The following is a 25897-nucleotide window of genomic DNA, read 5'->3' on the forward strand; positions in this document are numbered from 1 at the left end:
CAGCGCCAAGACGCTGCGCGAACTCCTGCTGTTGCAGCTCGCGATCGCCGACGAATCGACGCGCGCCGGCGACCTGAGACAGGCCGATATCGATGCGGATGGCGTCGAGGCCACGAGCCGCACATTGCTCGCGTGCGCGCCAACCGAAGGACTGGGCTGGTTCGGCGCCTATTGGGCTGAAATCCGCCAGGCAGGCTTTGGACCGCGGACGGCGGGATTGCTGGGTCTTTCCTATCGCTTCGCGCCGCACGAAGCCTGGCTCCAGCTCATTCGCGCGCCTCTGGCGCTTCGCGTCTTCACCGCAGCGACACCCGAGCTGAAGAATTACGCCGCTCAGGATTTCGCCGATCTCTTCCAGGCGCGCTTGTTCCCAAGCGCCGCCACACTCTATCAGGCGGCCGCCGCGGCAGCTCGCCCCGAGTTGCTCGAACGGACATGCGGTGCCCCGCAAATCGATCGAGAGCTCCTGATGCATTTCGTCACGGAAAAGGGACTGCAGATTCGCCACCGCTGCTATCCCTTCGAGGATCGACCGGACCATCTGAAGGAATGATGCGGCGACGAGGGCGTCGAAGCCTTTGGACTTCGCCGGGCCCCAGAGCAGGCCCTGGCAAACCTGGATTCAGAGGACAGTGGCGGAGGCTAGTAGGCTTCCTGATGGATCAGCGCCAGCGCGGTCTTCAAGATGATCCTGATGTCGAGCCAAATGCTCCAGTTGCTGACGTACCAGACATCGTACTCGACCCGCTTTTCCATCAAGTCGATGGTGGGCGTCTCGCCGCGGAAGCCGTTGACCTGGGCCCAACCGGTCAGACCTGGCTTCATGTGATGACGGTACACGTAATTGCTGATGATCTGATCGTAATAGTTGTCATGCGCCAGCGCATGCGGGCGCGGCCCGACCAGCGACATCTCGCCGCGAAGCACGTTCCAGAGCTGCGGCAGTTCGTCGATGCTGGTCCGCCGCAGCACGCGGCCGACGCGCGTCACCCGCGCATCACTCTTTGTCGCCTGCGTGACGGTATGACCGTTCTCCGCCACCGTCATGGAGCGGAACTTCCAGATCTCGAACTGCTTGCCGTTGAAGCCGCGCCGCGACTGCCTGAAGATCACTTTGCCCTTTGAATCGAGCTTGATCATGATCGCGGCCGTTACCAGCAGCGGCGCCAGCAACAGAAGTGCGAACGACGCCAGCCCGATGTCGAGGCAGCGCTTCTGCGCCCTCTCGAATGCATTCAACGGTGCGCGCTGGATCTCGATCGCGACCGTGCCGCTGACAGGCTGGAACGGACGAGAGACCAGATCGGCAATGGGGAAGTCCGGCAGCAGCCGAATCGGCTGAGGAACCACGCGCAGGTGCTGGCTCAACTTCTGGAGAAGGGGCATTTCGTCCCAGTCGATCACCAGGAGATATTCTTCCACGTCCGCGGCTCGCGCCTGGCGGGTGATGTCGCGGATCTCGCGATCCCAGTTGGCGCCCTCTTCGGACGGCTCGAGCACGAAATGCCGCACGACGTTGAAGCCGTGCTTGCGCAGATCCTTGAAACGAGTGGAGGTGAAATCGAGCGGCTTGAGGCTGAGCAGCACGACCTTGCGGTCGACCAGGCGGCCCCTCGCATAGCTTGACGTCAGAGCCATGCGCCAAAATACGCGCAGCCCGCCCAAGGCGATGCCACCGGTCGCGGCGAAGAGCAGCGTGGTTCCGCGCGACAGATCCGCGGACGATTTGAGCAGAAACGCCTCGACCGCGAGAATCGTCAGAGAGATCAGCCAGACCGCCAGCACCTTGCGCAGCTGCCAGACCGTGCTCAGCAGGCGGTGGTGGTCGTACACGCCCTGGAAATAGGCGATGGTCACGAACACAGCGCCGACGACGAGCCCTGCTCCAACGGAAGAATCCTGCTCGGACACGAGCACACGATACAGACCGCTCGCCACGAAAGAGCTGAGCAGCACCGCAACGAAGTCACCGGCGATCAAGGCAACCTGGAGAGGCCGTTGGAGGGCACCGCGCCGGTTCGATATGGCCGAATAATAGTTTTCCGAACCGTAAGTTGCTACAGCCATCCGAACCTCGCTGCCTCGTCGCTCCATTCGCAATCAAGAATTGCGAGCAAATCGATTCAAATTTTCGACGTGCGCCGAAGTATATCTTAACTAAACAAAGCGACATTGCGGCAGTGCAACGAAAAAATCAAATCGATTTTTATGCAACACAGCGTCGCGGCAAGTGAATGCTCAAACTACTGTCACACACGTGACAACTATGCGGGCATTGCGCAGCGTTTCGCACCAAATCGCGTCATTTTCGCACAGCATTTTCGCGCGCATTTGAACGGCTGTTCAACCATGCCGCTTAAGCCGGTATTAGGCCGCAGCCATTAACACTCGAGACCAACTCGGGGAGTTGCGTCGTGAGTACGGTTGCCATTTTCAGTCTGCTGATCGGATCGTTGCTGGGAGGGCGATTCCGGATCTTCGTCCTGCCGCCCGTCATCGTTCTCGGTGCGGCGATCCTCGGCGCGGGCTCCGCCTGGCAGGGGCAGGCGTCAGCTCACATCGTTGTTACGATCCTGGTCTTTGCGTCGGTGCTGCAGCTCGGCTATTTCTGCGGCGCGGTCCTGGTCCGCTTGCGCGCATCGGCCTATCGCGGCAAGGCCGCGCCATCCTTCGACAGCCAAAGCTTCGGCTAACCCGGGCAGCAAACGCGAAAACCGGTGATACGCAGTGCCGGCCGATGATCGGCCGGACACACAAATGAGCGTTTATCAGCCGAAGCGGGGAAAAAAGCGACGCATGGCACCCCGATTTCGCCAATAGCATATTGACATCATGGGCGAAGCTCTCTGAAAGAGTTGGACCCCATGCCCATGATCGCGCCCAAAGATTCGCCCCGGCCGAAGCTACCGAACGGCGTGCGTATCTATGCGATGAGCGACATCCACGGCTGCGCACATCTGCTCGAGCAGATGTTGGCGGTCATCGATGCCGACATGGCGAACAGCCGGCCGTATCGCGCGATCGAGGTGTTCCTCGGCGATTACGTCGATCGCGGCCCCGACTCGCGTCATACTCTTGATCTCCTGATCGGGCGCAGCCGGCGCCGCAACACGGTCTTTCTCAAGGGCAACCATGAAGCCTATTTGACCTCGGTACTGGAAGATCCCTCCCGCGCCACCGAATGGTTTCAGTTCGGCGGGCTCCAGACCCTGATGTCGTACGGCGTGTCGGCCGCGCCCGGTCTTGGCAAGGACGAGTTGTCCGAGCTGGTGCGCGAGCTCTCATCCGCGATGCCGCCGGAGCACATCGCGTTCCTGCGCCAGTTGCGGCCGACCTTCACATGCGGGGACTTCTTCTTCGTCCATGCGGGAGTGCGTCCGGGAATTCCGCTCTCCGAACAGCGCGAGCAGGACCTGCTGTGGATCAGGGACGAATTTCTCCAGAGCAAGCGGCGCTTCGGCAAATATGTCGTGCACGGCCATACGCCGGTTCGGCAGGCCGAGTTGCTGGAAAACCGAGCCAACATCGATACCGGGGCCTATGCCACCGGAAATCTGACGCTGCTCACCATTCAGGGCAACAGCATGCTGGCGATCTAGCCGCCGCGCTCATGTGCCGTTCCGACTTTCAAGTGAGCTTGCTAATTGGTGGAGCTTGCCGGAGGCCGGAATTCCGGGAAGCGACTCAGCATCGCCGCCTTCAGGAACTTGAAATGCGAGATCGAGGCGCCGAGCTCCTTGAGCCGGCGCTGGCCGTTCAGGATTTCCTTGTCGAACAGATCCTGGTGGTGATTGTCGAGCGCCTCGCGCTCCAGATATTCGTCGTCGCCATTGCCGAAGGTCACGGCCGCACGCGCCAGCACGTCCTCGACCCGACGGTTCAAGCCCGACTGCTCGCGCTCCGCCGCATGCAGGGCGTCATCGATCGCGATCATGATGGCTTCGATGCGCGTGCGATCGGTTTCAGCGTCGCGCTCGGGCGAGCGCGCGCGGAACGTCTGTTCTCCCCCGAAACGGTCTTTCAGGAAGTTATGGGTGCGGGCCCGCAGGAAGAGCTGAAACATGCGTGCATTTTCCGGTTCGAGGCGCCAGACCGGAAAATGGGCCCGGGATGGTTAATAAAGGTTGAATTCTTTGCGCCGCTCGGTGCGGCTTTGCGCCATCCAGGCCTTCCAGGCGCCCTCGTGCTTCTCATAAAGCTCGTGCCGGCGCTGCTCGCCGGCATCCGGCCACACATCGCGGCTGTCGGCGGCAGCCTGCCCCTGATCGGACACCTGCTCACTATCGAGCCGCTCGAATTCGAACGTCTCCTCGGGTGTGAGGCCGATCAGGACACGGCGGCCTCCCCCATCGACGAAATACCGCCGCGGCGCGTTGTTCGTCGGGCTCGTCATGGTGCCTACCCGCAGCCTCGTCATGATCCCCTCCCCGCCACCGTCATTCTCGCCGCCACGGAACGTCGACACGCCGGTTGCAAATCATCGAAATGCTCGCCGCAGCGAAAAGCGAAATCAGGATCGCAACCAGCATCATTCGGGATTCGCCCTAGTGACCGAGCGTCTTCTCTCATGCCGTGACAGTCTCATCTTCGAGTTGTGTCGAGATCATGATGACCGCCGCTGATTTTCCCGTCATGCTAGGGATTTTTTGGGCAGCACCTTGCACGCGAAGTGACCCCACGCGCTTCAACCGAATATCCAGAAGAACAGCCTCACCAGCAACAGCGTGATGAAATACACCCAGCCCGCCATCGCGATCAGCGCAACGCTGAAAAAGGCGCCTTCCAACGCCCGCTCTCTGATCTTCGTGAGAGGAAGTGCCGCTCGCGCCTTGTGAAGCATCTCGGTCTTCTGATTTGTTTGTGGCCGTACGCGCGACCATAGCCGATCAAATTCGACGATCTCGTGACGCGCTGTCTGGAAGACGCGCAATGCTGCTCGTCGAAATCGACGGCGCACGCATGCGTTGCGTTGGATCCATTCTCGTTCGAAGCAGCTGCGATCGAGCCGCGCCGCGATTCAATTCCGATTGATCTCCGAATTCGCGCCGCGCCACCGCATCAGCAGTCGCTGCTCGGCGACAACATCTCTTGCGGCAACAAACAGCCGGAGATACCGAGCGAGGCCACCGCAGGCGGCACCCGGACCGCATGTTCGGATATTCCGTCAACACTCCGAGCGAAATGCGTGGTCGAACTCGATGCGACCGGACGCGCATCGTCCATCGCGGAGAAGCTGGCGCAGTCGCACGCCTGGATTGCGCGACCGCGCGCTGGTTCTGCGACAACCGGACGCGGCATCTGAACATGCATGATCGCGGCCGTCGGAACGCACGCATCGGTCTTGGTTAGCGAATCCCCGTGGTACTACGGAGCGCCGCGTAGCTATTTTGTCGCGGTAAGGTTGAGCAGTTAGCTTAATCCGCGTTGTTTGTTGCGAACGTCGCGAGATCGCATATCCATCTCCTCACCGGGCTCCCCCAGGCCCGGCCCCACCCAAGCAAAGCCGTCGAGCGAACGTGGGTCCGCTTGGCGGCTTGCCGTTGTGTCGACGAGAGGATGAATTCGGTTATGGCGCGCAGGCCCTGGTCGTTCAAGGAAGACCGCCGGCTGATGGAGTTGGCCAAGTCGTCGGCTTCGCTGGAAGAGGCGGCGAAAACTCTCGGGCGCTCGCCCGATGCGGTCAAGCGCATGGCCTTGCGCCTCGGCCTGACGCTGAAATCCAAGGGATCCAAGAAGACCTAGCGTCCGTTGCTGGTTGTACACGACTTTTTCATGGACGGGCGCGCCTTCCTCTTCAATCGATCAATGGAAGATGGCGATCGACACGGTCGACAGCCTTCAGCGCTCTCGATCTCTCCGCGTCTGGATGTTAGACTATCCAACGATGAAGATTGAACGTCGTCCCTTTTCGACGGAGAACGGTCGCCGGACCGGCTTCGATCTCCGCTCGATGGTTTGTTGGAGGAATGCACCATGTTGTCCCGCGCACTCGCCGTAGCTTTGCTTCTGGCTCTGCCTTCAATGGCTCTGCCCTCGGTGGCGTCGGCGCAAGTCCCAGTGCGGTTTGGATTTCCGAACGGCGCGCCGTGGTGCGCTTTTGGTTTCGACTGCCGGTTCCTGGATTACCGGGAATGCGCGGACTGGATCTTCGACCCCGCACGAAATTGCCTCAAGAATCCGTACTTCGCGGCTCACTACCCGACCAATGTCGACAAGGGCTGGTCCTACAATCGGCGTTGATCGTCGAACCCGGCAAGCGGATTTGTGAAGCCATCAGGCGCGCGGCTTAGCGCCTGATGGGGGCGGCATGGTTCGTCGATGCCGGGAATTTGGGCAGGAACGATCGCCTGCCCGCTGCCTGAAAGTGGAGCTCTCGGCCGCGCTCTGCATTGTTCGCGAAAGTCATGCGAGAGGCGGAGCCGTCATGGCAAGCACCTTCTTTATCGTGATGTCGATCTGGCTCGGCATCAACATCGTCTTCGTAGCGGCGCGGCTGTGGCTGACGGGGCCGAAGAACTGGCAGATTGATTCCTGCTCCCGCCGACTCAGCACGATCTGCGTGAAGCCGCGACTGCGCCGTCACGCTTGACGTCATCCGGACGAGCATGGGTCGTCGCAACCGATCCGCGGCCAGCCTGTGTGCCCCGGTTCATGCTCTCGAAGGTTCATGAACCTTAACGATGTTCTTGGCTTTCGAAAGCGACCGGCCGGCCGACCGGTTATGCTGGCGCCATGCGCCGCAACCATTTCATCGCAGCTGCAGGGATCTGCCTCGCGCTCATCATCTACGCCACGCTCGCCAAGCTCGCGGGCAGGCCGGCGCTGATGGGCCATGCAGAGGCCTATTGGGTCGTCGTCATTGAACGCTTCAGCGCCTACGGCCTGTTGGGCTTCCTGCTGTCCTTCCTGCTCCCGGGGCGGGTCAAACTGGCCTGCGCGTTCGTGGTCGCCGTCGCAGTCGGGTTAGAGGTCCTGCAGGCGGTGACGCCGGATCGTCACCCAGAGGTCATCGATGTCCTGCAAAAGGCCGCCGGCGGCACCGTCGGCGTCCTTCTGGCCCAGACCATCCTGGCTTTCCTGCCGAGGCCACCGTCCTGAGGCGGCCGACGACACGGCAGAATTACGCAACTCCGCGCCGCAATCCCGACTGATCGGTCGAGAGAACTCCGGACATCTGCCGATGGGCATCGCGCAATGCCGTGATCGCATCGTCAAGGTCGAACTCGGCTTCACGAATGGTCTCGAAAAACCGGGCCATCAAGGCGAGGTTCAGCTTGACGCGGGTGTTTCCGTCGCGGCTCTTGCGGCGATCAAGCGAAAGATGCAGCGCCTGCATCCTGGCCTCGGCAGCGCTACAACCGCTGAGTGCCGCGAGTTCGTCATATGTCATCCAGATTTGAGGCATGTCCCTGTCCGCCTTTTTGTTATGGTCCCCAACCTAGATTTCACGTCTAAATGCACTCTTGCCGCGGCGCGGGTGCGGCGCGTTTTCGCGACAACAGCGTCAATGCAACGCTAAGACATCGGGGCTTTGGGCGGCGTGAAGGGATGACGCGGCCGGGAACGGCTGTCGTGGCCCTTGGGCAGCCTGTCGACATTGAGCTTCACGACCGCGCATCGGGCGTCGGAGGCCGGCGCGTCGTCCTGGCTGTAGATCAGCGTCGCCTCGAACTTGACGTCCGGCACTTCCCTGGCCGTGCCCGAACAGTTCGCAACCAGGCCGTTGCACACCCCCGTGAGTTTGACCTCGACCGCGTCCGGCCCAAACACACTCGGCGGACCATCAGCGTGTCGATTTACAGTCAGGACGGCAGAGAAATGCTGCTCATCGACACGGTAGGATCCACCATAGGTAAAGAAGCTGTCGTTGCCCGAGATCCGCCCCTCGGTCAGATCCACCATGCCGGTGCCTTGACCACGCGGGGTCCTGAACCAGGCAGCGTATTTGCCGTCCTTCAACATGGAAAATTTCTCGATGCGAAAATTGACTTGTATTTGCGACCAACTCTGGGGCGCGGCAATGACCGAGCTGCCAACCCTTTAGGGAAGGTTAACGCTCCGAAAACCCAATCCATCGAATTGCCGCCAACGCATGACGCCGACGACGAAAGAGTCAGAACAATTCTATGCCGTCATCCGCAGTCTCGACCGCCTCGACGCGGCGCGTAGTGGCAATCGAAGCGAGCCCAAGCGTCTGCAAAAATTCTCGGTGGACCTCCCGCTCGCGCTCCATCGTGTAGCGCGCGAAGAGACCGTCGAGCATCGCCTGATCTTGTGGCTCAGGCCGCGGCCGCTGAGCGCCGCCACTCGCCGTCTCGAGACGCGCGGCGACCGTGGGCAAGGCTGCGGAGCTTTCACCGAGCGAGTTCATCAGGCCCTGGGCCGAATTCATCAGGCCCTCGAACTCCGCGCCTTCGTCGACGAGCCGACTCATCAGCTTGCCGAGCCGCTCATTGCCGACCTCGACCTCGCGCAGCGCCTGAAGGATCTGCGGCTCGAGCTTGGCGAGCTGCGTAGGATCGCCCTGCACGCGGAGCTCCTTCAGTTCGTTGGCCGACCGCTCGATGCCGTCGAGCACGGGCCGCAGGCGTCCCGCGCCCGCCGAGACCTGGTCGGCCGTCGCCTTCAGCTCGTTGGCGATCACGACGAAAGCGCTGCCTCGGCTGCCGAGATGACTTGCCTTGAGGCCGGCATTCATGCCGATCAGCGTGATGTCGACGGACGCCTCGGCAAGCCCCGCGATCGCCTGGCGGAATTTCGTCAGCGTATCCTCGACGATCGCGAGTGCCTCGTCGACGGAGCGGCCCGCACCCTCGCAGGTGGCGATCAGGGTCGAGGCATGCGCCAGCGTCTGCTTGATGCGCGACAGGAACGAGGACGAGCCGCCGTCCCCGCCGCCGAACAGCGTGCGGCCGTGGCCGACGACATTGCCCGCATCGTGCAGAATGGCGGTCAGCGCGCGAACGATCTGGCCGATGTCGCCGCCGAATTCGCGCTGGGCATCCCTGAGCAGCGCCGCCTGCAACTGACAGATCGCGCGCGCGCCATCGTCGCTCGTAACCGGCTCGGGAACGAGGCTCGGCGAAGATCCCGACGCAAGGCCGAGGCCGTGACAGACATGCTCGAGGCGCTGGCGCGTGCTGTCGCCGGCCTGAAGCGAAATGATCGCGCTGCCGACCGCTTCGGCGATCTTCCTGATGCTGGCACTCGCGAGGTCGGCGAGCTGGCTGCCGTTGCAGCGCTGGTCGCGCAGGCCGGAATAGGCTTCACCCAGCTCGGCGCTCTCCGACACCAGCTTATTCCGGTAACGGCTCTCGAACTCCTTCTGCCGGCCGGATGCGGTCGCCACCGCTTCCGACAGGCGCTGCTGGTCCCGCGCGCAGCCATCGATCGAGCCCTGCACGGCCTTGCCGAGATCGTAGGCCTCCTGCGTGAAAGCGAGAAAGCCCTCGCGATCACCGTCGAGCGAGGCCGCCTCGATCCGCGCGCTGCGCGCGATGATGGTGATCATCCCGATGTGCTTGAACAACGGCTTGAGCAGCGACGACGCCTCGGCCGTGCTGGTGCCGATCGACGCAAGCAGGGCGCTCTCGGCCGGCAGCGCCTGCGCGAGCTCTCCGAGCCGCGCGGCAATCTCCTGCAATGCGGTGGCGGCGCCCTCGATCTCGGCGCCGGAGAGCTCCTCCGAGAGCGTCGCGAGGCCCTGGTTCAACTCCTTGAAGATGAGGTGGCCGCGCCCAAGCTCGTGACCGACCCGCGAGAAGACGTCCTCGATCCGAGACGAGACATCCTCGATCGCGGCGGTCGTCTCAGTCATCGTATTGGCCGGAATGGCGGACATTGCGATCAACCCGTCAGTGCCGCGTGCCCGGCCTGGTACCAGAGCATGATCTCGCGCGGAATATGGTGCAGCGAGACGACCTTCTCGACGCCGCCGTGGGCGATGGCTTCCTTGGGCATGCCGAACACCACGCAGCTTTCTTCGTCCTGCGCGCGCGTCGAGGCACCGAGCTTGCGCATCTCCAGCATTCCGCGCGCGCCGTCGTCGCCCATGCCGGTCATGATGACGCCGAGCGCGTTGGCGCCGGCATGCTGGGCGGCCGAGCGAAACAACACGTCGACCGAAGGACGATGCCGCGACACCGGCGGACCGTCCTTGATCGAGATCTGGTAGCGCAAGCCGATGCGCTGGAGCAGCATGTGCCGGGCCCCCGGAGCGATATAGGCGCAGCCCGGCAACACCGGCTCGCCGTCCTCGGCTTCCTTGACCCGGATCTGGCAGACACTGTCGAGGCGCCGGGCAAAGGCCGCGGTGAAGCCCGCCGGCATGTGCTGGACGATGACGATCGGCGGGCAGTGCGGCGGCAGCATCTCGAGGACGTCGTTGAGCGCTTCAGTGCCCCCGGTCGATGCGCCGATGCACACGATACGCTCGGTCGTCGGCCGGACCTTGCCCTGTACGGGAGGCGGGATGATGGCGTCGGCCGTCAGCCTCTTCTCGATCGTCCGGCGCTCCGCGCGCGGACGCACCCGCGCGCGAGCGGCCGACTTCACGGCCTCGCGTAGCCGCGTGGAGCATTCGAGCAAGGCCTGCCGCGTGTCGATCTTCGGCTTGGGCACGATATCGACGGCGCCAGCCTCGAACGCCTCGAACATCACGTCCGAGCCTTCTTCGGTCAGCGAAGAGCAGATGATCACCGGTATCGGACGTTGCGACATGATCTTGCGCAGAAACGTCATGCCGTCCATGCGCGGCATTTCCAGGTCCAGGATCATGACGTCGGGGATCTCGTTCTGGAGACGTCGCGCCGCCGCAAACGGATCGGAAGCCGCTCCCATCACCTCGATATCAGGGTCGTCGTTGAGGATCGTTTGCAGGATTTGGCGCACAGACGCCGAATCGTCCACGATCAATACGCGAACTTTCTCCTTCGGCATCTCGCGCGGCTCCAATCAGACCTGAAAAATGGTTGGCTGAACTTGCTTCAAATCCGGGACAGAACTGTGAATCATTGATTCCGAGTGCCCGACGAGTAAATACCCGCCCGGCCGCAAATGGCTGCAAAGCTGCTGAACGACCTTGCGCTGGGTCGGCTTGTCGAAATAGATCAACACATTGCGGCAGAAGATGATGTCGACATCCCGATCCACCGGATAGGATGCGTCCATCAGGTTCATCCGCATGAAATGCGTCATGCGCCGCAATTCCGGCACCACCCGCACCTCGCCGCGGGACTTATCCCTCGACGACAGGAAATATCTCTTCAGGAACGGCTCGGGCACCGGCGCGAGCACGTCACGGGTGTAGATCGCAGTGTTGGCGAGGCGCAGCACCGCGGTCGAGATGTCGGTCCCGAGGATGCGATACTGGAAGCGTGATCCGTTCCGCGTCATGTCGTCGAGCACCATCGCCGTCGTGTAGGCCTCCATGCCGGTCGAGCTCGCCGAGCTCCAGATCTTCAGGTTCGCGTTCTTGCGGCCATGCGATTTAAGCAAGGCCGGGACTGCAACGTCCCGCATGAAAGTGAAGTGCTGCGGCTCGCGGAAGAAATCGGTCTTGTTGGTCGTCACCACATCGATGAGATGAGTGAGCTCTGTGTCGAAATGTTCGGTCTCGAACAGGTTGTCGACATACTCATTGAGATCGGAGAAGTTCAGCGCGCGCACGCGCTTGTGCAGCCGTCCCTCCAGCATCAGCCGCTTGCCTTGCGGCAGCTTGATGCCGACCTGCCCCTCGATCAATTCGGCGATGGTCCGGAAGTGGCGGTCCGACAGATGGACGGCCGTATCCTGCACGGCGGGCATCATGACTGAATGCCCCGATCCGCGATGGCCGCCTGCACTGACTGTCGGGCCGAACGGGCCATCTTGGATCCTACGCGTCTACGCCAGTTACTGAAAACGGATCGGCCCACCGGTGAAGGAATGGGCCGGTCCTTCGAGGAGTCCTAGCGCTGGAACTCGGCGTCCCGATCATCCTCGCCGTCGTTCATGTCGAAAGCGAATCCGCCGCCGGCAACCTTCATCGCACGCACCGGCTTGGCCTGTGGTTTCCTGGCCGGACGCTCGACGGCGGCCATCGTGGCAGCCTTGGTGCGAAGCTGGTTCACTGCCCGGTCGATCGGCGCGGGTGCCTGGCTGCGTCCCTGCTCGATCCGGAAATAAGCGATGGTCGACTGAAGCTGCTCGGCCTGCGAGGCGAGTTCCTCGGAGGTCGAGGACACCTGCTCGGACGCGCTGGCGTTCTGCTGGCCGACCTTGTCGAGCTGCTGGATCGCCTGGTTGATCTGGGCCGAGCCGACGTCCTGCTCGCGGCAGGCAGCGGTGATTTCCTCGACGAGTTCTGCGGTCCTCTTGATGTCGGGGACGAGCTTGGAAAGCATATTACCTGCTTCCTGCGCGACCTTGACGGTTTCGGTCGACAGCGTGCCGATCTCGGCAGCGGCCGCCTGGCTGCGTTCGGCGAGCTTGCGCACTTCGGACGCGACCACCGCAAAGCCCTTGCCGTGCTCGCCGGCACGTGCGGCCTCGACCGCCGCGTTGAGCGCGAGCAGGTCGGTCTGGCGCGCGATCTCCTGCACGATCGTGATCTTCTCGGCGATCGTCTGCATCGCGTTGACGGCGCGGCCGACCGCGGCGCCGCTGGCTTCGGCGTCCTTGGCGGACTGCGCCGCGATCTTCTCGGTCTGGTTGGCGTTGTCGGCGTTCTGCTTCACGTTCGAGGCCATTTCCTCCATCGACGAGGAGGCTTCCTCGGCCGACGAAGCCTGCTCGGTCGCGCCTTGCGACAGCTGCTCGGCGCTCGCGGAGAGCTCCTGGCTGCCGGCGGAGACGTTCTGAGCCGCCGTCAGCGCTTCGGACACGATCTGCCGGAGTTTTTCCACCATGCGCTCGAGCGCCAGGCCGAGCGTGTCCTTGTCCGACAGCGGCTTGGCCTCGACGGTGAGATCGCCCTGCGCGATCTTATTGGCAAGCGCTGCCGTAGCATTGAGATTGGCGGTCATCGCGTTCAGCGATTTGACCAGATCGCCGATCTCGTCGTTACTGGAGGTATCGATCTTATGGCTGAGATCACCGATCGCGACGGCATCCGCCAGATCGACTGCCTTGGCGAGAGACCGGCTGATGTTGATCGAGATCCAGACCGCGCCGATCGCGGCGACGATCAACGAAACCACGACCAGCACAATGAGGATCAACTGGGCGCGACGGCTGTCTTCATTGGATTGCGCGGCCTGCTCGGCCATCTGCCGCTTCGTGTTCACGACATAGGCTCCCATCGCCTCGGTCGCATCCGCGACCACCTTGCGCCCGTCTCCCATCGAGCGTTCGGTAGCCTTCGCCTTGTCCGTCTTTGCTAGTCTGATCGTCTCTTCCTGATAGGCGTTCATCCTGACGTAAGCGCTCGAAAAGTTGTCGAGCAGCTTCTTGCCACCTTCGCTGGCGAGCGCGTAGACCTCGTCCCTGATCTTCGTCGCCTCGTCGCGGAGCTTGGCTGCGACAGCGGCGAATTCGTCGGCCTCGGCCGGCGTTCCCAGGATTGCGTTCTTCTCCGCCCTAAGCTGCTGCCAGATGATCTTCTCGACGTCGGCCGCCTTCTCCATCCGCTTGGCGCGCATCACCATGGATTCCGCGGTGGCGGCCATGTCGGACAGCTTCATGTAGCTTACGGCGCCCGCGACCATGAATAGAAGGATGACGGCTCCAAACGCGCTGGCAAGCTTGGCTTTTACAGTGAATCTCATGTCAGTCTCGTTGTTTTCAAATGGGGGTGCTTACGCTCGACCACGCACGTACAAACTCAGGCGGCGCGGGACGTATCCGCGGCCGCGTTACGTCCTTCCGGGATCTCGTCATGCGCCATCAGTTTGGCGAGATCGAAGATCACGACGAATTTCTCGCCCTTGCGGCCGATGCCGGCCGCATAGTCCGACTGCCACTTGCCGCCGACTTCCGGGATGGGCTCGATCGCCTGCTCGTCGATGTCGGTCACCTCGAACACGCAGTCGGCGACGAAGCCGACACCGACCAGACGGTCCTTCATCGGCACGTCGAGAATGATAATACGGGTTGCTTCGGTCGCCGCTACGGCCGGAAGGCCGAGCTTGGTCCTGAGATCGACGATCGGATAGCCGCTGCCGCGCACGTCGATCATGCCAAGCAGGAAGTCGGGCGCGTGCGGAAGCCGCGAGATCGGCCTCATGTCCAGGATCTCACGGACATTGCGGATACTGATGCCGAACGTCTCGCCGGCGAGCCCGAGCGTCAGATATTGCGAGGTTGCGGCCATGATGAAGTCCAGGGTGAGATCCGGGGTCAGATCGGTTTCAAATCGGTGTCAACGCTGGAAGTCGGCGTCGCGGTCGTCTTGGCCGTCATGCATATCGAAAGCGAAACCGCCGCCATTGGCGACCTTCATCGCGCGCGCCGGCTTGCGGACAGGCGCGGGCTTTTTCGTGCCCCGGTCCGCCGCGGCCATGTGGGCGGCCTTGGCACGGAGCTGGGTGACGGCGCGATCGATCGGTGCGGGTGCGGCGCTCTCGCCGCGGCCGGAATGCTCGATGCGGAAGAACGAGATGGTCGACTGAAGCTGTTCGGCCTGCGAGGCGAGTTCCTCGGAGGTCGAGGACACCTGCTCGGACGCGCTGGCGTTCTGCTGGCCGACCTTGTCGAGCTGCTGAATCGCCTGGTTGATCTGGGCCGAGCCGACGTCCTGCTCGCGGCAGGCGGCGGTGATCTCCTGGACCAGCTCGGCGGTCTTCTTGATGTCGGGCACCAGCTTGGACAGCATGTCGCCGGCTTCCTGCGCGACCTTGACCGTTTCCGTCGACAGCGTGCCGATGTCGGCGGCCGCGGCCTGGCTGCGCTCGGCGAGCTTGCGCACTTCGGAAGCAACCACCGCAAAGCCCTTGCCGTGCTCGCCGGCACGCGCGGCCTCGACCGCGGCGTTGAGCGCGAGCAAATCGGTCTGGCGCGCGATCTCCTGCACGATCGTGATCTTCTCGGCGATCGTCTGCATCGCGTTGACGGCGCGGCCCACGGCGACGCCACTGGCTTCGGCGTCCTTGGCGGACTGCGCCGCGATCTTCTCGGTCTGGTTGGCGTTGTCGGCGTTCTGCTTCACGTTCGAGGCCATTTCCTCCATCGACGAGGAGGCTTCCTCGGCCGACGAAGCCTGCTCGGTCGCGCCCTGCGACAGCTGTTCGGCGCTGGCAGAGAGCTCCTGGCTGCCGGCGGAGACGTTGTGTGACGCAGTGAGAGCCTCCTCGACGACCTGCCGAAGCTTTTCGACCATCATGTTCAGCGATCTGACGAGATCGCCAATCTCGTCGTTGCTGGAGATGCTGATCGTCTGGGTGAGATCGCCGCCCGCCACCGCACCGGCCAGGCCGACCGCTCGGCTGAGACCACGGGCAATGCTGATGGAAATCCAGATCGCGGCGATCAGGCCGATCGCGAGCGACGCCATCACGGCCGAGATCAGCATCAGGTGGGCCCGATTGCCGTCCTCGTGAGCCATAGCGGCATGGTCAGCCATGTTCTTCTTGACGTTGGTGACGTAGGTATTGGCGGATTCCATCGCCTCGCCGACGGCCTTGCGGACCTCGGTCATGGAGCGTTCGGCACCTTTTGCCTTGTCGGTCCGCGCGACCTTGAGGGCGTCGTCCTGAACGGCATTCATCCGCGCATAGGCGGCGCCAAAATTATCGAGAAGCTTCTTGCCTTCGGAGGAAGCCGCCGCGTGAATCTCTTCCTTCAGCTTCAGAAGCATTTCGCGCTGCTTGGCGATCTCGGCGATGAAGCGATCCGCTTCGCTCTCGGGCGCGAGAAGGAGGTTTTTCTCGGCGCGAACCTGGAGCAGGATGCCCTTCTCGATTTCCGCCGCCCGGTCCATCCGGCCGGCGCGCGACACCAGGCCGTCCGCGGTGTCGATCATCTCGCTCAGCTTGACGTAAGCGAGACCACCCGCCGCCATCGAGAGCAACAGGACCACACCGAACGCGATGGCAAGCTTTGCCTTGACCGTAAATCTCATTTCCAGCCCCTAACCCAGTCTCGCCCGAGACACCATTTCAATTCAGGATGCGTTCCATGTTGGGAACGATGACGAACTCTTCGCGCCATTTGGCGATGAAGCGAATGAACTCCGGTTTCCAGTGCATGCCGACGCGCGGCGTCTGCTGCACGTCGGTCTGCGAGATCTCCGTGACCTCGTAGACCTTGTCGGCGGTGACACCGACAAGGACCGGTTCGCCGTCGAGCTCCAGCTCGATGACGACGATGCGCGTGTCTGCCGAGTTGTCGGGCTGCGGCATCCCGAAGCGAATGCGAAGGTCCGCGAGCGGAATGACATTGCCGCGCACGTTGATCACGCTGGGAACGAAGGCCCGCGCGCCCGCGACCTTGGTCACAGGCACGGGATCGATGATCTCGCGAACGAGGCCAGCGTCGAGCGCGAATTTTTCCTCGCCGAGACCGATCATCACGACCTGCATCGCGCCGGCCTGCTGTTCGCCTGTCTGCGTACCGTCCATCACGCCGCCTCGCTGATATGCTTCTCGACCTGCGACTGCGCCAGAGCGACCAGTTGCGCGACGTCGAGGATCAGCGCTGCCGTGCCGTCACCCAAAATCGTCGCGCCGGAGAAGATCGTGACGTCGGAGTGCAGCTTGGAAAGCGACTTGATCACGGTCTGATGGTTGCCGATGATCTGGTCGGCGACGAGGCCGACGTGGGTCTCGCCGGTCGAAATGATGATCGTCTTCTGATGCCGGTCGGGCGTGCCGGACGCGTTCATGATCTCGCGCAGTCTGAGGAAGGGCACGAGATTGCCGCGCACGTTGAGGAAGTTGCGGCCACGCGAACGCTCGTCCTCGGCCGTCAGCTCGATGCATTCCTCCACCGCCGACAGCGGGATGATGTAGCGGCCTTCGCCGACGCGGATCAGGAGGCCCTCGATGATCGCGAGCGTCAGCGGCAGGCGCAGCGTCACCGTGGTACCCTGGCCTGGTTTGGTCGACAGGTCGATCGTGCCGCGCATGTTCTCGATGGTGCGCTTGACCACGTCCATGCCGACGCCACGGCCAGACAATGCCGAGATGGTCTGTGCGGTCGAGAAGCCCGGGTGGAACAGGAACTGATGGATCTCGTGGTCGGTCAGCACGGCGCCGGCCGCGATCAGCCCCTGCTCTTCCGCCTTCGCGCGAATACGCGCGGTATTGAGTCCGCCGCCATTGTCCTTCACGGTGACGAGCACTTGCGCGCCGGAATGGACAGCGGCGAGTTCGATCCGGCCCTGCTCGGTCTTGCCGGCGGCGGCGCGCGAGGCGGTGTCCTCGATGCCGTGGTCGATCGCGTTGCGGATCAGGTGCACCAGCGGATCGGCCAGGCACTCGATCATGGTCTTGTCGAGTTCGGTGTCCTCGCCCGTGGTGACGAATTCGACGGGCTTCGACAAGTCCCGCGACAGGTCATGGATCAGGCGGCGGAAGCGGCCGAACAGCGAGCCGATCGGCACCATGCGGGCGCCCATCGTGGTGTCGCGCAAGGAGGAGGCGAGACGCTCGATCTCCTCGGCGATCATCTTGATCGAGAGATCGGAGCCGGACGATGCGAGCTGGGTCAGTCGCGCCTGCGCGATGACGAGTTCGCCGACACGGTCCATCAGTTCGTCGAGGCGCTCGGCCTGGACGCGGACGGTGGCGATGCCGCGGTCATCGCGCTTGGCTTCGGGTTTCGGCTCCGGCTTCGCGTCGGATTTGGGTTCCACCTTCGCGGCGGGCTGCGCTGCGACCGGCGCGGCAGCAACCTCGACAACCGGCGCGGCCAATTCGGCCACGGCGGCCGGCTCCTCGTCGAGGAGCTGGAACAGCGGCATCGGCGCGGGCGCCTCGACTTGCTCCAGCGGCGAGAGCGTCAGCTTCATCTCGTCCTGGACGAACATGAAGACGTCGTCGATCGCGTCCTTGTCGCAGGCCGCATGCAGCTTGACGTCCCACTTCAGATAGCAGTCTTCCGGCTCCATCTCGTCGAGGAACGGGATGCCGTCGGTCACAGGCACGACGAAGCACGGGCCGAGCTTGCAGAGATCTTCCAGCAGGTCGAGCGGGTTCGAGCCGTTGCGCAGGACGTGCGATTCGAATTCCAGATAGAGGTGCCAGCCGGCCTGCTTGCTCTCGCCAGGGGCCAGCGGCGGCGCCTCGGTGATGGCTACGACAGGAGCGGCAGGCTGGTCTGGAAACACGAAGCGCTTGAGGTCGTCCAGGATGGCGGCGCCGATGACGTCGTCGGTCGATTGCGGATCCTCGATCAGCGCGCGGATATAGTCCTTGGCCGCAAGCGCGACCGAGATCAGCTCCTGGGTCGGCTTGATCTCGCCCTTGCGGACGCGGTCGAACGCGGTCTCGAATTCATGGGTGAAGGAGGCGACCTTGTCGAAGCCGAACATGGCGCCGGAGCCCTTGATCGTATGCAGGGCGCGGAAAGCGGAATCGACCAGCTCGCGGTCGTCGGGACGCTGGCCGAGATCGAGCAGGGCCCCTTCCAGGACCTCGAACAGTTCGCTGGCTTCCTGACGAAAGACCTCGGTCGGGTCCACCGCACTCATGCACGCACCAGCTTGCCGACGACAGCGAGCAGCTGCTCGGGCTTGAAGGGCTTGGTGATCCAGCCGGTCGCGCCGGCGCTCTTGGCTTCCTGCTTCACCGTATCGCTGGACTCGGTGGTGAGGAACACGATCGGCATGCCGACCGCGCTCGGCAGCTTGCGCAGCGCCCGGATCAGCTCCAGCCCGTTCATGACGGGCATATTGAGGTCGGTGATGACGAGATCGAGCTTGCCGGCCTGCGCCTTGGCCAGCCCTTGCGCGCCGTCGCCCGCCTCGATCACGTTGTGACCGGCCGGCTCGAGCACGACCTTGATCATCTGCCGGATGCTTGGGGAATCGTCGACCGTGAGAATCGTGGCCATTAGATGCCATCTTTCTTTTGCGGGAAATGCTGATCGATCATCGCATCGCTGGCGAAGCCGGCGCGGCGAAGGGTGTTGCGCAGAGACTGGGAGAATGAGGTGAGCACCACCGGGCGCCCCTGGGCCTCGCCCGTCCTGGCGGTCGACAGCAGAAGCTGGATCGACGTCACGTCGGCCTTGTCGACGCTCGAACAGTCGATCTCGAGCCGGTCCTGCCGGCCGAAAGCTTCCCGGATCAGGTCATAGACGCTGCGGATCGCAGCGATGCTGCAATCCGCCGGCAGCCGCAGGGACCACTTCGGCTCAGTCACATCAGACGACATTCGTCCCCCAAGATTCCCTCGGGATTCGCTGCACGCATGGCGCGAATCCCGCACGACGACTATTCGCAACGGAGAGTATGCAAACCCCTAATGGGCATCCCCGTACAACTACGGGTCACATATCGAATAACTTCGCGTATGCATACAGGCGCGCATGGCCCGCCCAAATCTCATGCGCTGCGCGCAGTCTTCGGGCAGTTCGAGGCGGCTGGACGTTTGCTCCGCGTTAAACCGCAAAGGCTATTCGTTGAGGTCATGCCTCGCCATCCGAACGAGCCCAGCCGCCAATGCTGACCCAAGCGCTTCTGGTTGACGACAGCCGTTCTGTCCTCAAATTCCTGCAACGGCATATCGAGGCCGAGGGAACGGTCGAGGCTACGACGTTCCTCGATCCCGTCGAGGCGCTGGCCTGCGCGCGCGAGCGTGTCTTCGACCTCGTGCTGGTCGACTATGAAATGCCGAATATGGACGGCATCAGCTTCATCCGTGCCTTCCGCTCCCTGCCCGGCTGCGCCGGCATCCCGATCGCGATGATCACTTCGCGACAGAACGATGACGTCAAGATGGAAGCGCTGCAGGCTGGCGCAACCGATTTCTTACCGAAACAGGGGCAAAGCCTCGAGATGAATGTCCGCCTGCGCAACCTGGTGCTGCTGGGTGCAGCCTTGCGCAAGCAGAACGACCGGGCCGCGGACCTGGCAAGCGCCGTTGCGGCCGCGACCCAGAAGCTCGGCGAGCGCGAGGAGGAGATCATCCTGCGGCTCGCGCTCGCGGTCGAGTACCGCGACAATGACACCGGCGAGCACACGCTGCGGGTCGCCCGCTACAGCCGCATCATTGCCGAGCAGCTCGGCCTGCCCGCTCGGCTCTGCCGTGACATCTATCTTGCCGCCCCTCTGCACGACGTCGGCAAAGTCGCCATCCCCGACAACATCCTGCTCAAGCCCGGCAAGCTGACCGGCGAGGAGATGGCGGTGATCCGCACCCATGCCACGATCGGCGAGAAAATCCTGGCGGACTCCGGTTGCGAGCTGATCCAGCTCGGTGCGCAGATTGCAGCCGGCCATCACGAGCGCTGGGACGGCGCGGGCTATCCGAACGGCCTCAAGGCCGACGAGATCCCGGTCGCAGCGCGCGTGGTCGCCGTCGCCGACGTCTTCGACGCCCTGACGACGCGACGGCCATATAAAGAGCCGATGCCGCTGGACGTGGCGCGCAACTATCTGGTCGAGAACCAGGGCCGGCAATTCGACCCGGCCTGCGTCGAGGCCTTCCTGTCACGCTGGGACGAGGTCGTGGAGATCGCCGCCGGACAGCAGGCGACGCCATATCACAAGACCGAGGCCACTCTGGCGCCTACTATAGAGAGTGCGGCTGAGAGCCGTCCGGCTGCGGACCGCTCGCCTGAGCCGGCCCCAGCCACCTGACATTGTCCATCCGCGCAACAGGTTGCCGTGGCTCTGCTTTCTCCGGTCGCCGGTTTGAACCTGTTCCTGATAGAGTGCACCAATATCTAAGAGTGATTCCGGTCACACTTGCCTGGGCGATCCGCTGCTAAGCATCGGACCAGGACGGGGACCGGCAGAGCATCGGTCGAATTGGATGAGAACTCCCATGAAAAGCCTGATCGGCGCCGTTGTCGGCGCGTTCTGTGTTGCGGCCCCCGCCCTGGCGGAGACTCCGGCCGCGATCGTCGAGGACGTCCAGGGCAAGGTCGACGGCATCGCGTTCATGGATTACGTGGCGCCGGGCAAGATCATCAAGCTCGGGCCCAAGGCCAGCATCACGCTCAGCTATCTCAAATCCTGCCAGCGCGAGACCATCAGCGAAGGCGTCGTCCTGGTCGGCGCGGAGCAGAGCACGGTGCAGCTCGGCGAAGTCAAACGGGAAAAGGTGCCCTGCGATACCAACGCGGCAAAATTGTCAGAGCGCGAGGCGAACCAGAGCGCCGCGACGACCTTCCGCACGATGCGATCGGACGCCAAGGGCGCGCCGGCCAAGCTGCCGACGCTCTACGGCGTCGCGCCGCTGGTGCAAGCCAAGAGCGGCAGCACACTGGTGATCGAACGGACCGACGGCAAGGAGCCGACGATCAGCATCCCGCTCAGGAACGACGTCATGATCGGCGGCAAGTTCTACGACTTTGCCAAGGCCGGGAAGTCGCTGACGCCCGGCGGCAGCTATCTCGCCATCCTCGGCGCAAAGCGCTACGCCTTCCAGGTCGACGCCAGCGCCACGTCATCGCCGACGCCGATCGTCGGCCGGCTGCTGCGACTCGAATAGGCGGCTAGCGACGGGGCGATGCGGCGGATCGGCAGGCGGGACATCGTTGCGGCGATCCTGATTGCGCTCCTGGCGGGTGCGGCCTTCACGTCTCCGCCGCTGCAGGTGCTGCAAGGCCTCTCGCTCGACATCCTCACGGCGCTGCGCGGCAAGCTTGTCGGCGACCGCCGCGATCCCGCGACGTCGCCGGTCGTCGTAGTGGCGATCGACGGGGAGACCTACGACACACCGCCCTTCAAGGGATCGCCGACGCTGACCTGGACGCGCGAGATCGGCCGGGTGCTCGGAAGCATCACCGACGGCGGCGCCAAGGCGATCGGCTTCGACGTCATCTTTCCGAGCTCGATCGAGCAGTCGGAGATTCCCTTTGGCGACGCGCCGCTCGGCAGCCGCATGAGAGGATTCGACCGGGACTATCTGATCGCGCTGCGTCAGATTTCGGACAGCGGCAAGCTGGTGCTCGGCGAAATCCTCAGCAACGACCATCCCGACAGGCCCTACCGCGCGCAGCAACTGGCGGTGCGAACCAACATCCGTGCGCTCAATGTCCACACCGATGCGGACGACGTCATCCGGCGGATGCCGCTCGCTTTCTCCATCGACGGCAAGCCGGTGCCCGCCATGGCCGTCGAGCTCGCCGCGCGCGCGCGCGACGGAACGCCCGAGATCGCGCCGTCCGGTGCGGCCAAGCTGTCCGGATATGCGATCCCGAGCGCGGTGCCGAACACACTAACGCTCAATTTTCGAGGACTTGGCCGTGACGTTCCGACCTTTTCCTTCGCCGACCTGCGGGCCTGCGTCGAGAAAGGCGACCGCGACTTCTTCCGCCGCGCCTTCGACGGCAAGGTGGTGCTGCTCGGCAGCGTGCTGAATTTCGAGGATCGCAAGCTCACGTCGATGCGCCTCGCCGGCGGTTACGACGGAACACCAGCCCCACGATGCGTCTTGCCCGCCCCGGCGAGCGCCGCGCCGAAGGCCCGCAGCGACATCGCGGGCGTCTTCGTGCACGCCACCGCCGTGCGAAACCTGATCGAGCGCGACGTCGTGACCGAGCTCGGCTTTCCCATCCGGGCCATTCTCACGATCGTGTTTGCGGCGATCATCGCCGTTGCGGCCTGCATGCTCGCCCCTGGCGGCGCACTGATCGCCTGGCTCGCCCTCACCGCCGTGTACACGGCCATAGCCGTCGGCGCATTCGTTCAAGCCCTTGCACTGCCGCTGACGGAGCCTGCACTCGCGAGCCTGGCCGCGCTCGCGATGATGATCGGCTACCGTTTCGTGCTGGCCGATCGCGACGAACGTTTCTTGCGCAGGAGCTTTGCCTTCTATCTCGCCCCGGAAGTGATCGACACCATGGTGGCCTCGGGCAAGATGCCGGCGCTCGGCGGCGAAATGCGTAACATCACCATGTTCTTTTCCGACCTCAGCGGTTTCTCCTCCATCGCGGAGACGATGACACCGGGCGAGCTGGTGACCCTGATGAACGAATATCTCTCGGCCATGACCGATATCATCGAAGGCCATGGCGGCTATGTCGACAAATATATCGGCGATTCCATCGTCGCCATGTTCGGCGCACCGGCTGACGATCCCGCGCACGCGCGTAGCGCGGTCCGTGCGGCGCTGAAGTGCCACGAGAAGCTCGCGGAGCTCAATGCCAACAATCCCGCCTTCGCCGGCCACGGGCTGTCGCACCGCATCGGGCTCAACAGCGGCGAGGCCGTGGTCGGCAATATCGGCTCCCGCCGCCGCTTCAATTACACGGTCATGAGCGACACCGTGAACGTCGCCTCGCGGCTGGAAGGCGCCAACAAATATTACGGCACAGCGATCATGGCCTCGGAGGCGACGGTAGCGCAGACTGGCGACAGCTTCGCATGGCGCGAGCTCGACGCGATCAGGGTCTTGGGGCGCGGCGAAGCGATCAAGGTGTTCGAGCCGCTCGCCGAGAAGGGCGCGGAGAGCGCGGAGCAGAAGACGGCGGCTGCGGCATATGCGGAAGGACTGGCATGCTGGCGCGCGCGGGATTTTTCGAAGGCGGTCGATGCGTTCGAACGCGCGGCAATGAGCGATCCAGCGTCAAGTCTGTTCGCCAGGCGCGCCAAGGCGTATTCCATCAATCCGCCACCGCCGGATTGGACACCGGTCAACGCGCTCGAGGGCAAGTAGCGTCCCTTTCCTCTCGCGCTAGAACGGCAGCCCCACGTAGTTCTCCGCGAGCAGCCGCTGCGCTGTCTCGGACGAGAGCAGATAGTCCAGCTCCGTCTGCTGAAGTCTGTCTTCATACTCGGAGCGATCGGGGAAGCGATGCAGCAGCATCGTCATCCACCAGGAGAAACGCTGTGCCTTCCAGATGCGGGCGAGCGCCTTGGCGGAATAGCCCTGAAGGCCGGAATCGTCGCCGCTCTGATAGTGTGCAAGCATGGCGTGATAGAGATAATAGATGTCGGACGCAGCGCTGTTCAGCCCGCGCGCGCCGGTCGGCGGCACGATGTGGGCGGCATCGCCGGCGAGGAACAGGCGACCATAGCTCATCGGCTCGGCGACGAAGCTGCGCAGGGGCGCGATGCTCTTCTCGATCGACGGTCCCGTGACCAGGCGGCCGGCGACCTCCTCCGGCAGGCGGAGCTTCAGCTCGGCCCAGAACGCATCGTCGCTCCAGTCCTCCACCTTGTCGGTCAGCGGCACCTGGACGTAGTAGCGGCTCAACACCTGCGAACGCAGTGAACACAGCGCAAAGCCCCGCTCGTGCTTCGCGTAGATCAGTTCCGGCGAAACCGGCTTCGTGCGCGACAGCACGCCGAGCCAGCCGAACGGATAGACCTTCTCGTATTCACGCAACACGTCCTTCGGGATCGATCTGCGGCTGACGCCGTGAAAGCCGTCGGCGCCGACGATGTAGTCGCAATCAACGCGGATGTTTTGCCCGTTGGCGCGATAGGTTACATACGGCCGGTCCGACGTCAGATCATGCGGCGCCACGTCTTCCGCGTTGTGCACGACCTTGCCGCCGAACCGGTCCCGCGCCTCATAAAGGTCGCGCGTCAGCTCGGTCTGGCCGTAGACCAAGACCGAATTGCCGCCGGAATGCCTGTGCAGATCGATGTGGGACAGCACGCCGTCATGGGCGATCTCGAATCCGTTGTGGATCTCGCCTTCGCGGTCCATCCGCTCGCCGCACTGTGCCTCTCGCATCAGTTTTGCAAAACCGTGCTCGAGCACGCCGGCACGGATGCGGGCCAGCACGTGGTCGCGGCTGTATTTCTCCAGCACGACCGTGTCGATGCCCTTCAGGTGCAGGAGCTGCGACAACAACAGCCCGGACGGTCCACCACCGATGATGCAGACCTGAACTTTCATTTTTGCGTCCTCCCGTCGGGTCAGTTTTTTGCAGATGTGGTGCCGCAAACCGATGGAGGCTTTCGTCATTGTCTTGTACAATTCGAACATGAGAACCGCAGCTCCCGCCCCGGCGATCCGGGTCTACAATTTGTTCGGCGAGTCCGGCGACCTGCCCGACGTCGTGCATTGCGAGACGATCGCGGCGCGCTCGGTGCTGCACGACTGGACGCTGGCGGTGCACCGCCATGCGCGGCTGCACCAGGTGCTGCTGATCGAGCGCGGCGGCGGCGAGGCAACGCTCGATGGACGCGTGGTGCCGCTAAGGCCGATGCACATCGTCAACGTGCCGGTCAGCCATGTCCACGGCTTCCGTTTCGTGCCCGATACCCAGGGCTGGGTCCTGACCATCGCCGCGGAAATTCTGGACGAGGCACTGCTGGCCTCGGAAGGGCTGCGCGGGGCCTTGTCGCGATCGGCCGTGGTGCGCGGCACGCCGCAGATCCGAGCCACCATGAAGCAGATCTTTGCCGAGCACGCCGCGCGCGATTTCGGCCGCGCGCATGTGCTGCGCGCCTTGTCGGCGGCCATGATCGGGCTGGTGGCGCGTGCGTTGACCAGCGAGAGCGGCCGCAACGGCAAGGGGGAAAGCGGACTTTTTCGCCGCTTCGAGGCGCTGCTCGAGCAGCACCATTTGCAACGCTGGAGCGTTGCCGACTACGCAAGCGCGCTGTCGATCACACCGACCCATCTCAACCGGATCACACGCGCGGCGACCGGCGACACCGCCTCGCACCTGATCCTCAACCGGTTGATCCGCGAGGCGCGCCGCAACCTCGTCTATACCAATCTGCCTGTGTCGACCATCGCCTACACACTCGGCTTCGAGGACCCCGCCTATTTCAGCCGGGTCTATGCCGCGGCCACCGGATTATCGCCGCGCGCCTTCCGCGCGCAGCTGCATGGCGATGAGGCCTAGGGCA

The 25897-nt window shown here is 63.5% G+C and carries 29 protein-coding genes; 12 read left to right on the plus strand and 17 right to left on the minus strand.

Features of this window, described 5'->3' with window-relative positions; all coding sequences use genetic code 11:
- Window positions 1–31: 31 nt before the first annotated feature.
- On the plus strand, window positions 32–553 hold the full coding sequence (locus F8237_RS36835) for a hypothetical protein (RefSeq protein WP_244626095.1): 522 nt from the start codon (window positions 32–34) through the stop codon (window positions 551–553).
- Window positions 554–642: 89 nt separating this feature from the next.
- Here F8237_RS36835 and F8237_RS08120 read toward each other — a convergent pair whose 3' ends face one another.
- Window positions 643–2067: an undecaprenyl-phosphate glucose phosphotransferase gene (locus F8237_RS08120; protein ID WP_151643543.1), complete on the minus strand. Its 1425-nt coding sequence runs from the start codon at window positions 2065–2067 to the stop codon at window positions 643–645.
- Between the two features lie 347 nt (window positions 2068–2414).
- Between F8237_RS08120 and F8237_RS08125 the strand changes: the two genes are divergently transcribed.
- Window positions 2415–2693: a hypothetical protein gene (locus F8237_RS08125; RefSeq protein WP_162005934.1), complete on the plus strand. Its 279-nt coding sequence runs from the start codon at window positions 2415–2417 to the stop codon at window positions 2691–2693.
- 171 nt (window positions 2694–2864) lie between these two features.
- On the plus strand, window positions 2865–3599 hold the full coding sequence (locus tag F8237_RS08130; protein ID WP_151643547.1) for a metallophosphoesterase family protein: 735 nt from the start codon (window positions 2865–2867) through the stop codon (window positions 3597–3599).
- A gap of 41 nt (window positions 3600–3640) precedes the next feature.
- On the opposite strand, the gene F8237_RS08135 is transcribed toward F8237_RS08130, so the two are convergent.
- The 3 genes from F8237_RS08135 to F8237_RS36250 form a co-directional block, all read right to left on the minus strand.
- Entirely contained in the window at window positions 3641–4063 is a 423-nt protein-coding gene (locus F8237_RS08135; protein WP_151643549.1) for a hypothetical protein, read from the minus strand.
- 51 nt (window positions 4064–4114) lie between these two features.
- Window positions 4115–4417, minus strand: a complete 303-nt coding sequence (locus F8237_RS08140) for a hypothetical protein (protein WP_244626096.1) — start codon at window positions 4415–4417, stop codon at window positions 4115–4117.
- A gap of 267 nt (window positions 4418–4684) precedes the next feature.
- Entirely contained in the window at window positions 4685–4840 is a 156-nt protein-coding gene (locus F8237_RS36250; RefSeq protein ID WP_167527464.1) for a hypothetical protein, read from the minus strand.
- Between the two features lie 63 nt (window positions 4841–4903).
- Here F8237_RS36250 and F8237_RS35880 point away from each other — a divergent pair, with 63 nt between their 5' ends.
- The 5 genes from F8237_RS35880 to F8237_RS08160 all read left to right on the plus strand — a co-directional run bounded on the left by F8237_RS35880 (window position 4904) and on the right by F8237_RS08160 (window position 7098).
- Window positions 4904–5302 (plus strand): hypothetical protein, encoded by a 399-nt coding sequence (locus F8237_RS35880; protein WP_154696353.1) that lies wholly within the window; start codon window positions 4904–4906, stop codon window positions 5300–5302.
- Window positions 5303–5568: 266 nt separating this feature from the next.
- A complete protein-coding gene (locus F8237_RS36255) occupies window positions 5569–5742 on the plus strand; it encodes a hypothetical protein (RefSeq protein WP_015688137.1) in 174 nt (57 codons plus the stop codon).
- Between the two features lie 231 nt (window positions 5743–5973).
- Window positions 5974–6240: a hypothetical protein gene (locus F8237_RS08155; RefSeq protein WP_151643555.1), complete on the plus strand. Its 267-nt coding sequence runs from the start codon at window positions 5974–5976 to the stop codon at window positions 6238–6240.
- A gap of 184 nt (window positions 6241–6424) precedes the next feature.
- Complete coding sequence (locus F8237_RS35885) at window positions 6425–6589, plus strand: hypothetical protein (RefSeq protein WP_154696354.1); 165 nt, start codon at window positions 6425–6427, stop codon at window positions 6587–6589.
- Window positions 6590–6732: 143 nt separating this feature from the next.
- Entirely contained in the window at window positions 6733–7098 is a 366-nt protein-coding gene (locus F8237_RS08160) for a VanZ family protein (RefSeq protein ID WP_151643557.1), read from the plus strand.
- A gap of 22 nt (window positions 7099–7120) precedes the next feature.
- Here F8237_RS08160 and F8237_RS08165 read toward each other — a convergent pair whose 3' ends face one another.
- From F8237_RS08165 to F8237_RS08220, 12 genes are all read right to left on the minus strand, one after another.
- The gene (locus F8237_RS08165) at window positions 7121–7336 is read right to left on the minus strand and encodes a hypothetical protein (RefSeq protein WP_244626097.1); all 216 of its coding nucleotides are present in this window, start codon (window positions 7334–7336) and stop codon (window positions 7121–7123) included.
- A 179-nt stretch (window positions 7337–7515) separates the two neighbouring features.
- Entirely contained in the window at window positions 7516–7962 is a 447-nt protein-coding gene (locus tag F8237_RS08170; protein ID WP_151643561.1) for a hypothetical protein, read from the minus strand.
- Window positions 7963–8113: 151 nt separating this feature from the next.
- A complete protein-coding gene (locus F8237_RS08175) occupies window positions 8114–9841 on the minus strand; it encodes a chemotaxis protein (RefSeq protein WP_151643563.1) in 1728 nt (575 codons plus the stop codon).
- Between the two features lie 5 nt (window positions 9842–9846).
- Window positions 9847–10938 (minus strand): protein-glutamate methylesterase/protein-glutamine glutaminase, encoded by a 1092-nt coding sequence (locus F8237_RS08180; protein ID WP_151643565.1) that lies wholly within the window; start codon window positions 10936–10938, stop codon window positions 9847–9849.
- A gap of 15 nt (window positions 10939–10953) precedes the next feature.
- Window positions 10954–11808 (minus strand): CheR family methyltransferase, encoded by an 855-nt coding sequence (locus F8237_RS08185; protein ID WP_151643567.1) that lies wholly within the window; start codon window positions 11806–11808, stop codon window positions 10954–10956.
- Between the two features lie 140 nt (window positions 11809–11948).
- Window positions 11949–13745: a methyl-accepting chemotaxis protein gene (locus tag F8237_RS08190; RefSeq protein ID WP_151643569.1), complete on the minus strand. Its 1797-nt coding sequence runs from the start codon at window positions 13743–13745 to the stop codon at window positions 11949–11951.
- Between the two features lie 56 nt (window positions 13746–13801).
- The gene (locus tag F8237_RS08195; RefSeq protein WP_151643571.1) at window positions 13802–14290 is read right to left on the minus strand and encodes a chemotaxis protein CheW; all 489 of its coding nucleotides are present in this window, start codon (window positions 14288–14290) and stop codon (window positions 13802–13804) included.
- A 48-nt stretch (window positions 14291–14338) separates the two neighbouring features.
- The gene (locus tag F8237_RS08200) at window positions 14339–16036 is read right to left on the minus strand and encodes a methyl-accepting chemotaxis protein (RefSeq protein WP_151643573.1); all 1698 of its coding nucleotides are present in this window, start codon (window positions 16034–16036) and stop codon (window positions 14339–14341) included.
- A 37-nt stretch (window positions 16037–16073) separates the two neighbouring features.
- Entirely contained in the window at window positions 16074–16535 is a 462-nt protein-coding gene (locus F8237_RS08205; protein WP_162005935.1) for a chemotaxis protein CheW, read from the minus strand.
- A complete protein-coding gene (locus F8237_RS08210) occupies window positions 16535–18607 on the minus strand; it encodes a chemotaxis protein CheA (RefSeq protein ID WP_151643577.1) in 2073 nt (690 codons plus the stop codon). The genes F8237_RS08205 and F8237_RS08210 overlap by 1 nt, the downstream gene beginning before the upstream one ends.
- Window positions 18604–18969 (minus strand): response regulator, encoded by a 366-nt coding sequence (locus F8237_RS08215; RefSeq protein WP_143843644.1) that lies wholly within the window; start codon window positions 18967–18969, stop codon window positions 18604–18606. Before F8237_RS08215 ends, F8237_RS08210 begins: the two co-directional genes overlap by 4 nt.
- Complete coding sequence (locus F8237_RS08220; RefSeq protein ID WP_151643579.1) at window positions 18969–19292, minus strand: STAS domain-containing protein; 324 nt, start codon at window positions 19290–19292, stop codon at window positions 18969–18971. Before F8237_RS08220 ends, F8237_RS08215 begins: the two co-directional genes overlap by 1 nt.
- Window positions 19293–19579: 287 nt before the next feature.
- On the opposite strand from F8237_RS08220, the gene F8237_RS08225 reads away from it, so the two are divergent.
- From F8237_RS08225 to F8237_RS08235, 3 genes are all read left to right on the plus strand, one after another.
- Window positions 19580–20719: an HD domain-containing phosphohydrolase gene (locus F8237_RS08225; RefSeq protein ID WP_151643581.1), complete on the plus strand. Its 1140-nt coding sequence runs from the start codon at window positions 19580–19582 to the stop codon at window positions 20717–20719.
- A gap of 187 nt (window positions 20720–20906) precedes the next feature.
- A complete protein-coding gene (locus F8237_RS08230; RefSeq protein WP_162005936.1) occupies window positions 20907–21575 on the plus strand; it encodes a hypothetical protein in 669 nt (222 codons plus the stop codon).
- 18 nt (window positions 21576–21593) lie between these two features.
- Window positions 21594–23744 carry an adenylate/guanylate cyclase domain-containing protein gene (locus F8237_RS08235; RefSeq protein WP_151643584.1) on the plus strand — a complete coding sequence of 717 codons (2151 nt, stop codon included), beginning with the start codon at window positions 21594–21596 and terminating at the stop codon, window positions 23742–23744.
- A gap of 18 nt (window positions 23745–23762) precedes the next feature.
- Here the strand turns inward: F8237_RS08235 and pobA are convergent, their stop codons facing one another.
- Entirely contained in the window at window positions 23763–24935 is a 1173-nt protein-coding gene (gene pobA / locus F8237_RS08240) for a 4-hydroxybenzoate 3-monooxygenase (protein WP_151643587.1), read from the minus strand.
- A gap of 52 nt (window positions 24936–24987) precedes the next feature.
- Between pobA and F8237_RS08245 the strand changes: the two genes are divergently transcribed.
- The gene (locus F8237_RS08245) at window positions 24988–25893 is read left to right on the plus strand and encodes a helix-turn-helix domain-containing protein (RefSeq protein WP_151643589.1); all 906 of its coding nucleotides are present in this window, start codon (window positions 24988–24990) and stop codon (window positions 25891–25893) included.
- The last annotated feature ends 4 nt before the right edge of the window (window positions 25894–25897 follow it).

Origin of the sequence: Bradyrhizobium betae (genome assembly GCF_008932115.1) — a bacterium.
In the GTDB taxonomy this organism is placed as follows: Bacteria; Pseudomonadota; Alphaproteobacteria; order Rhizobiales; family Xanthobacteraceae; genus Bradyrhizobium; species Bradyrhizobium betae.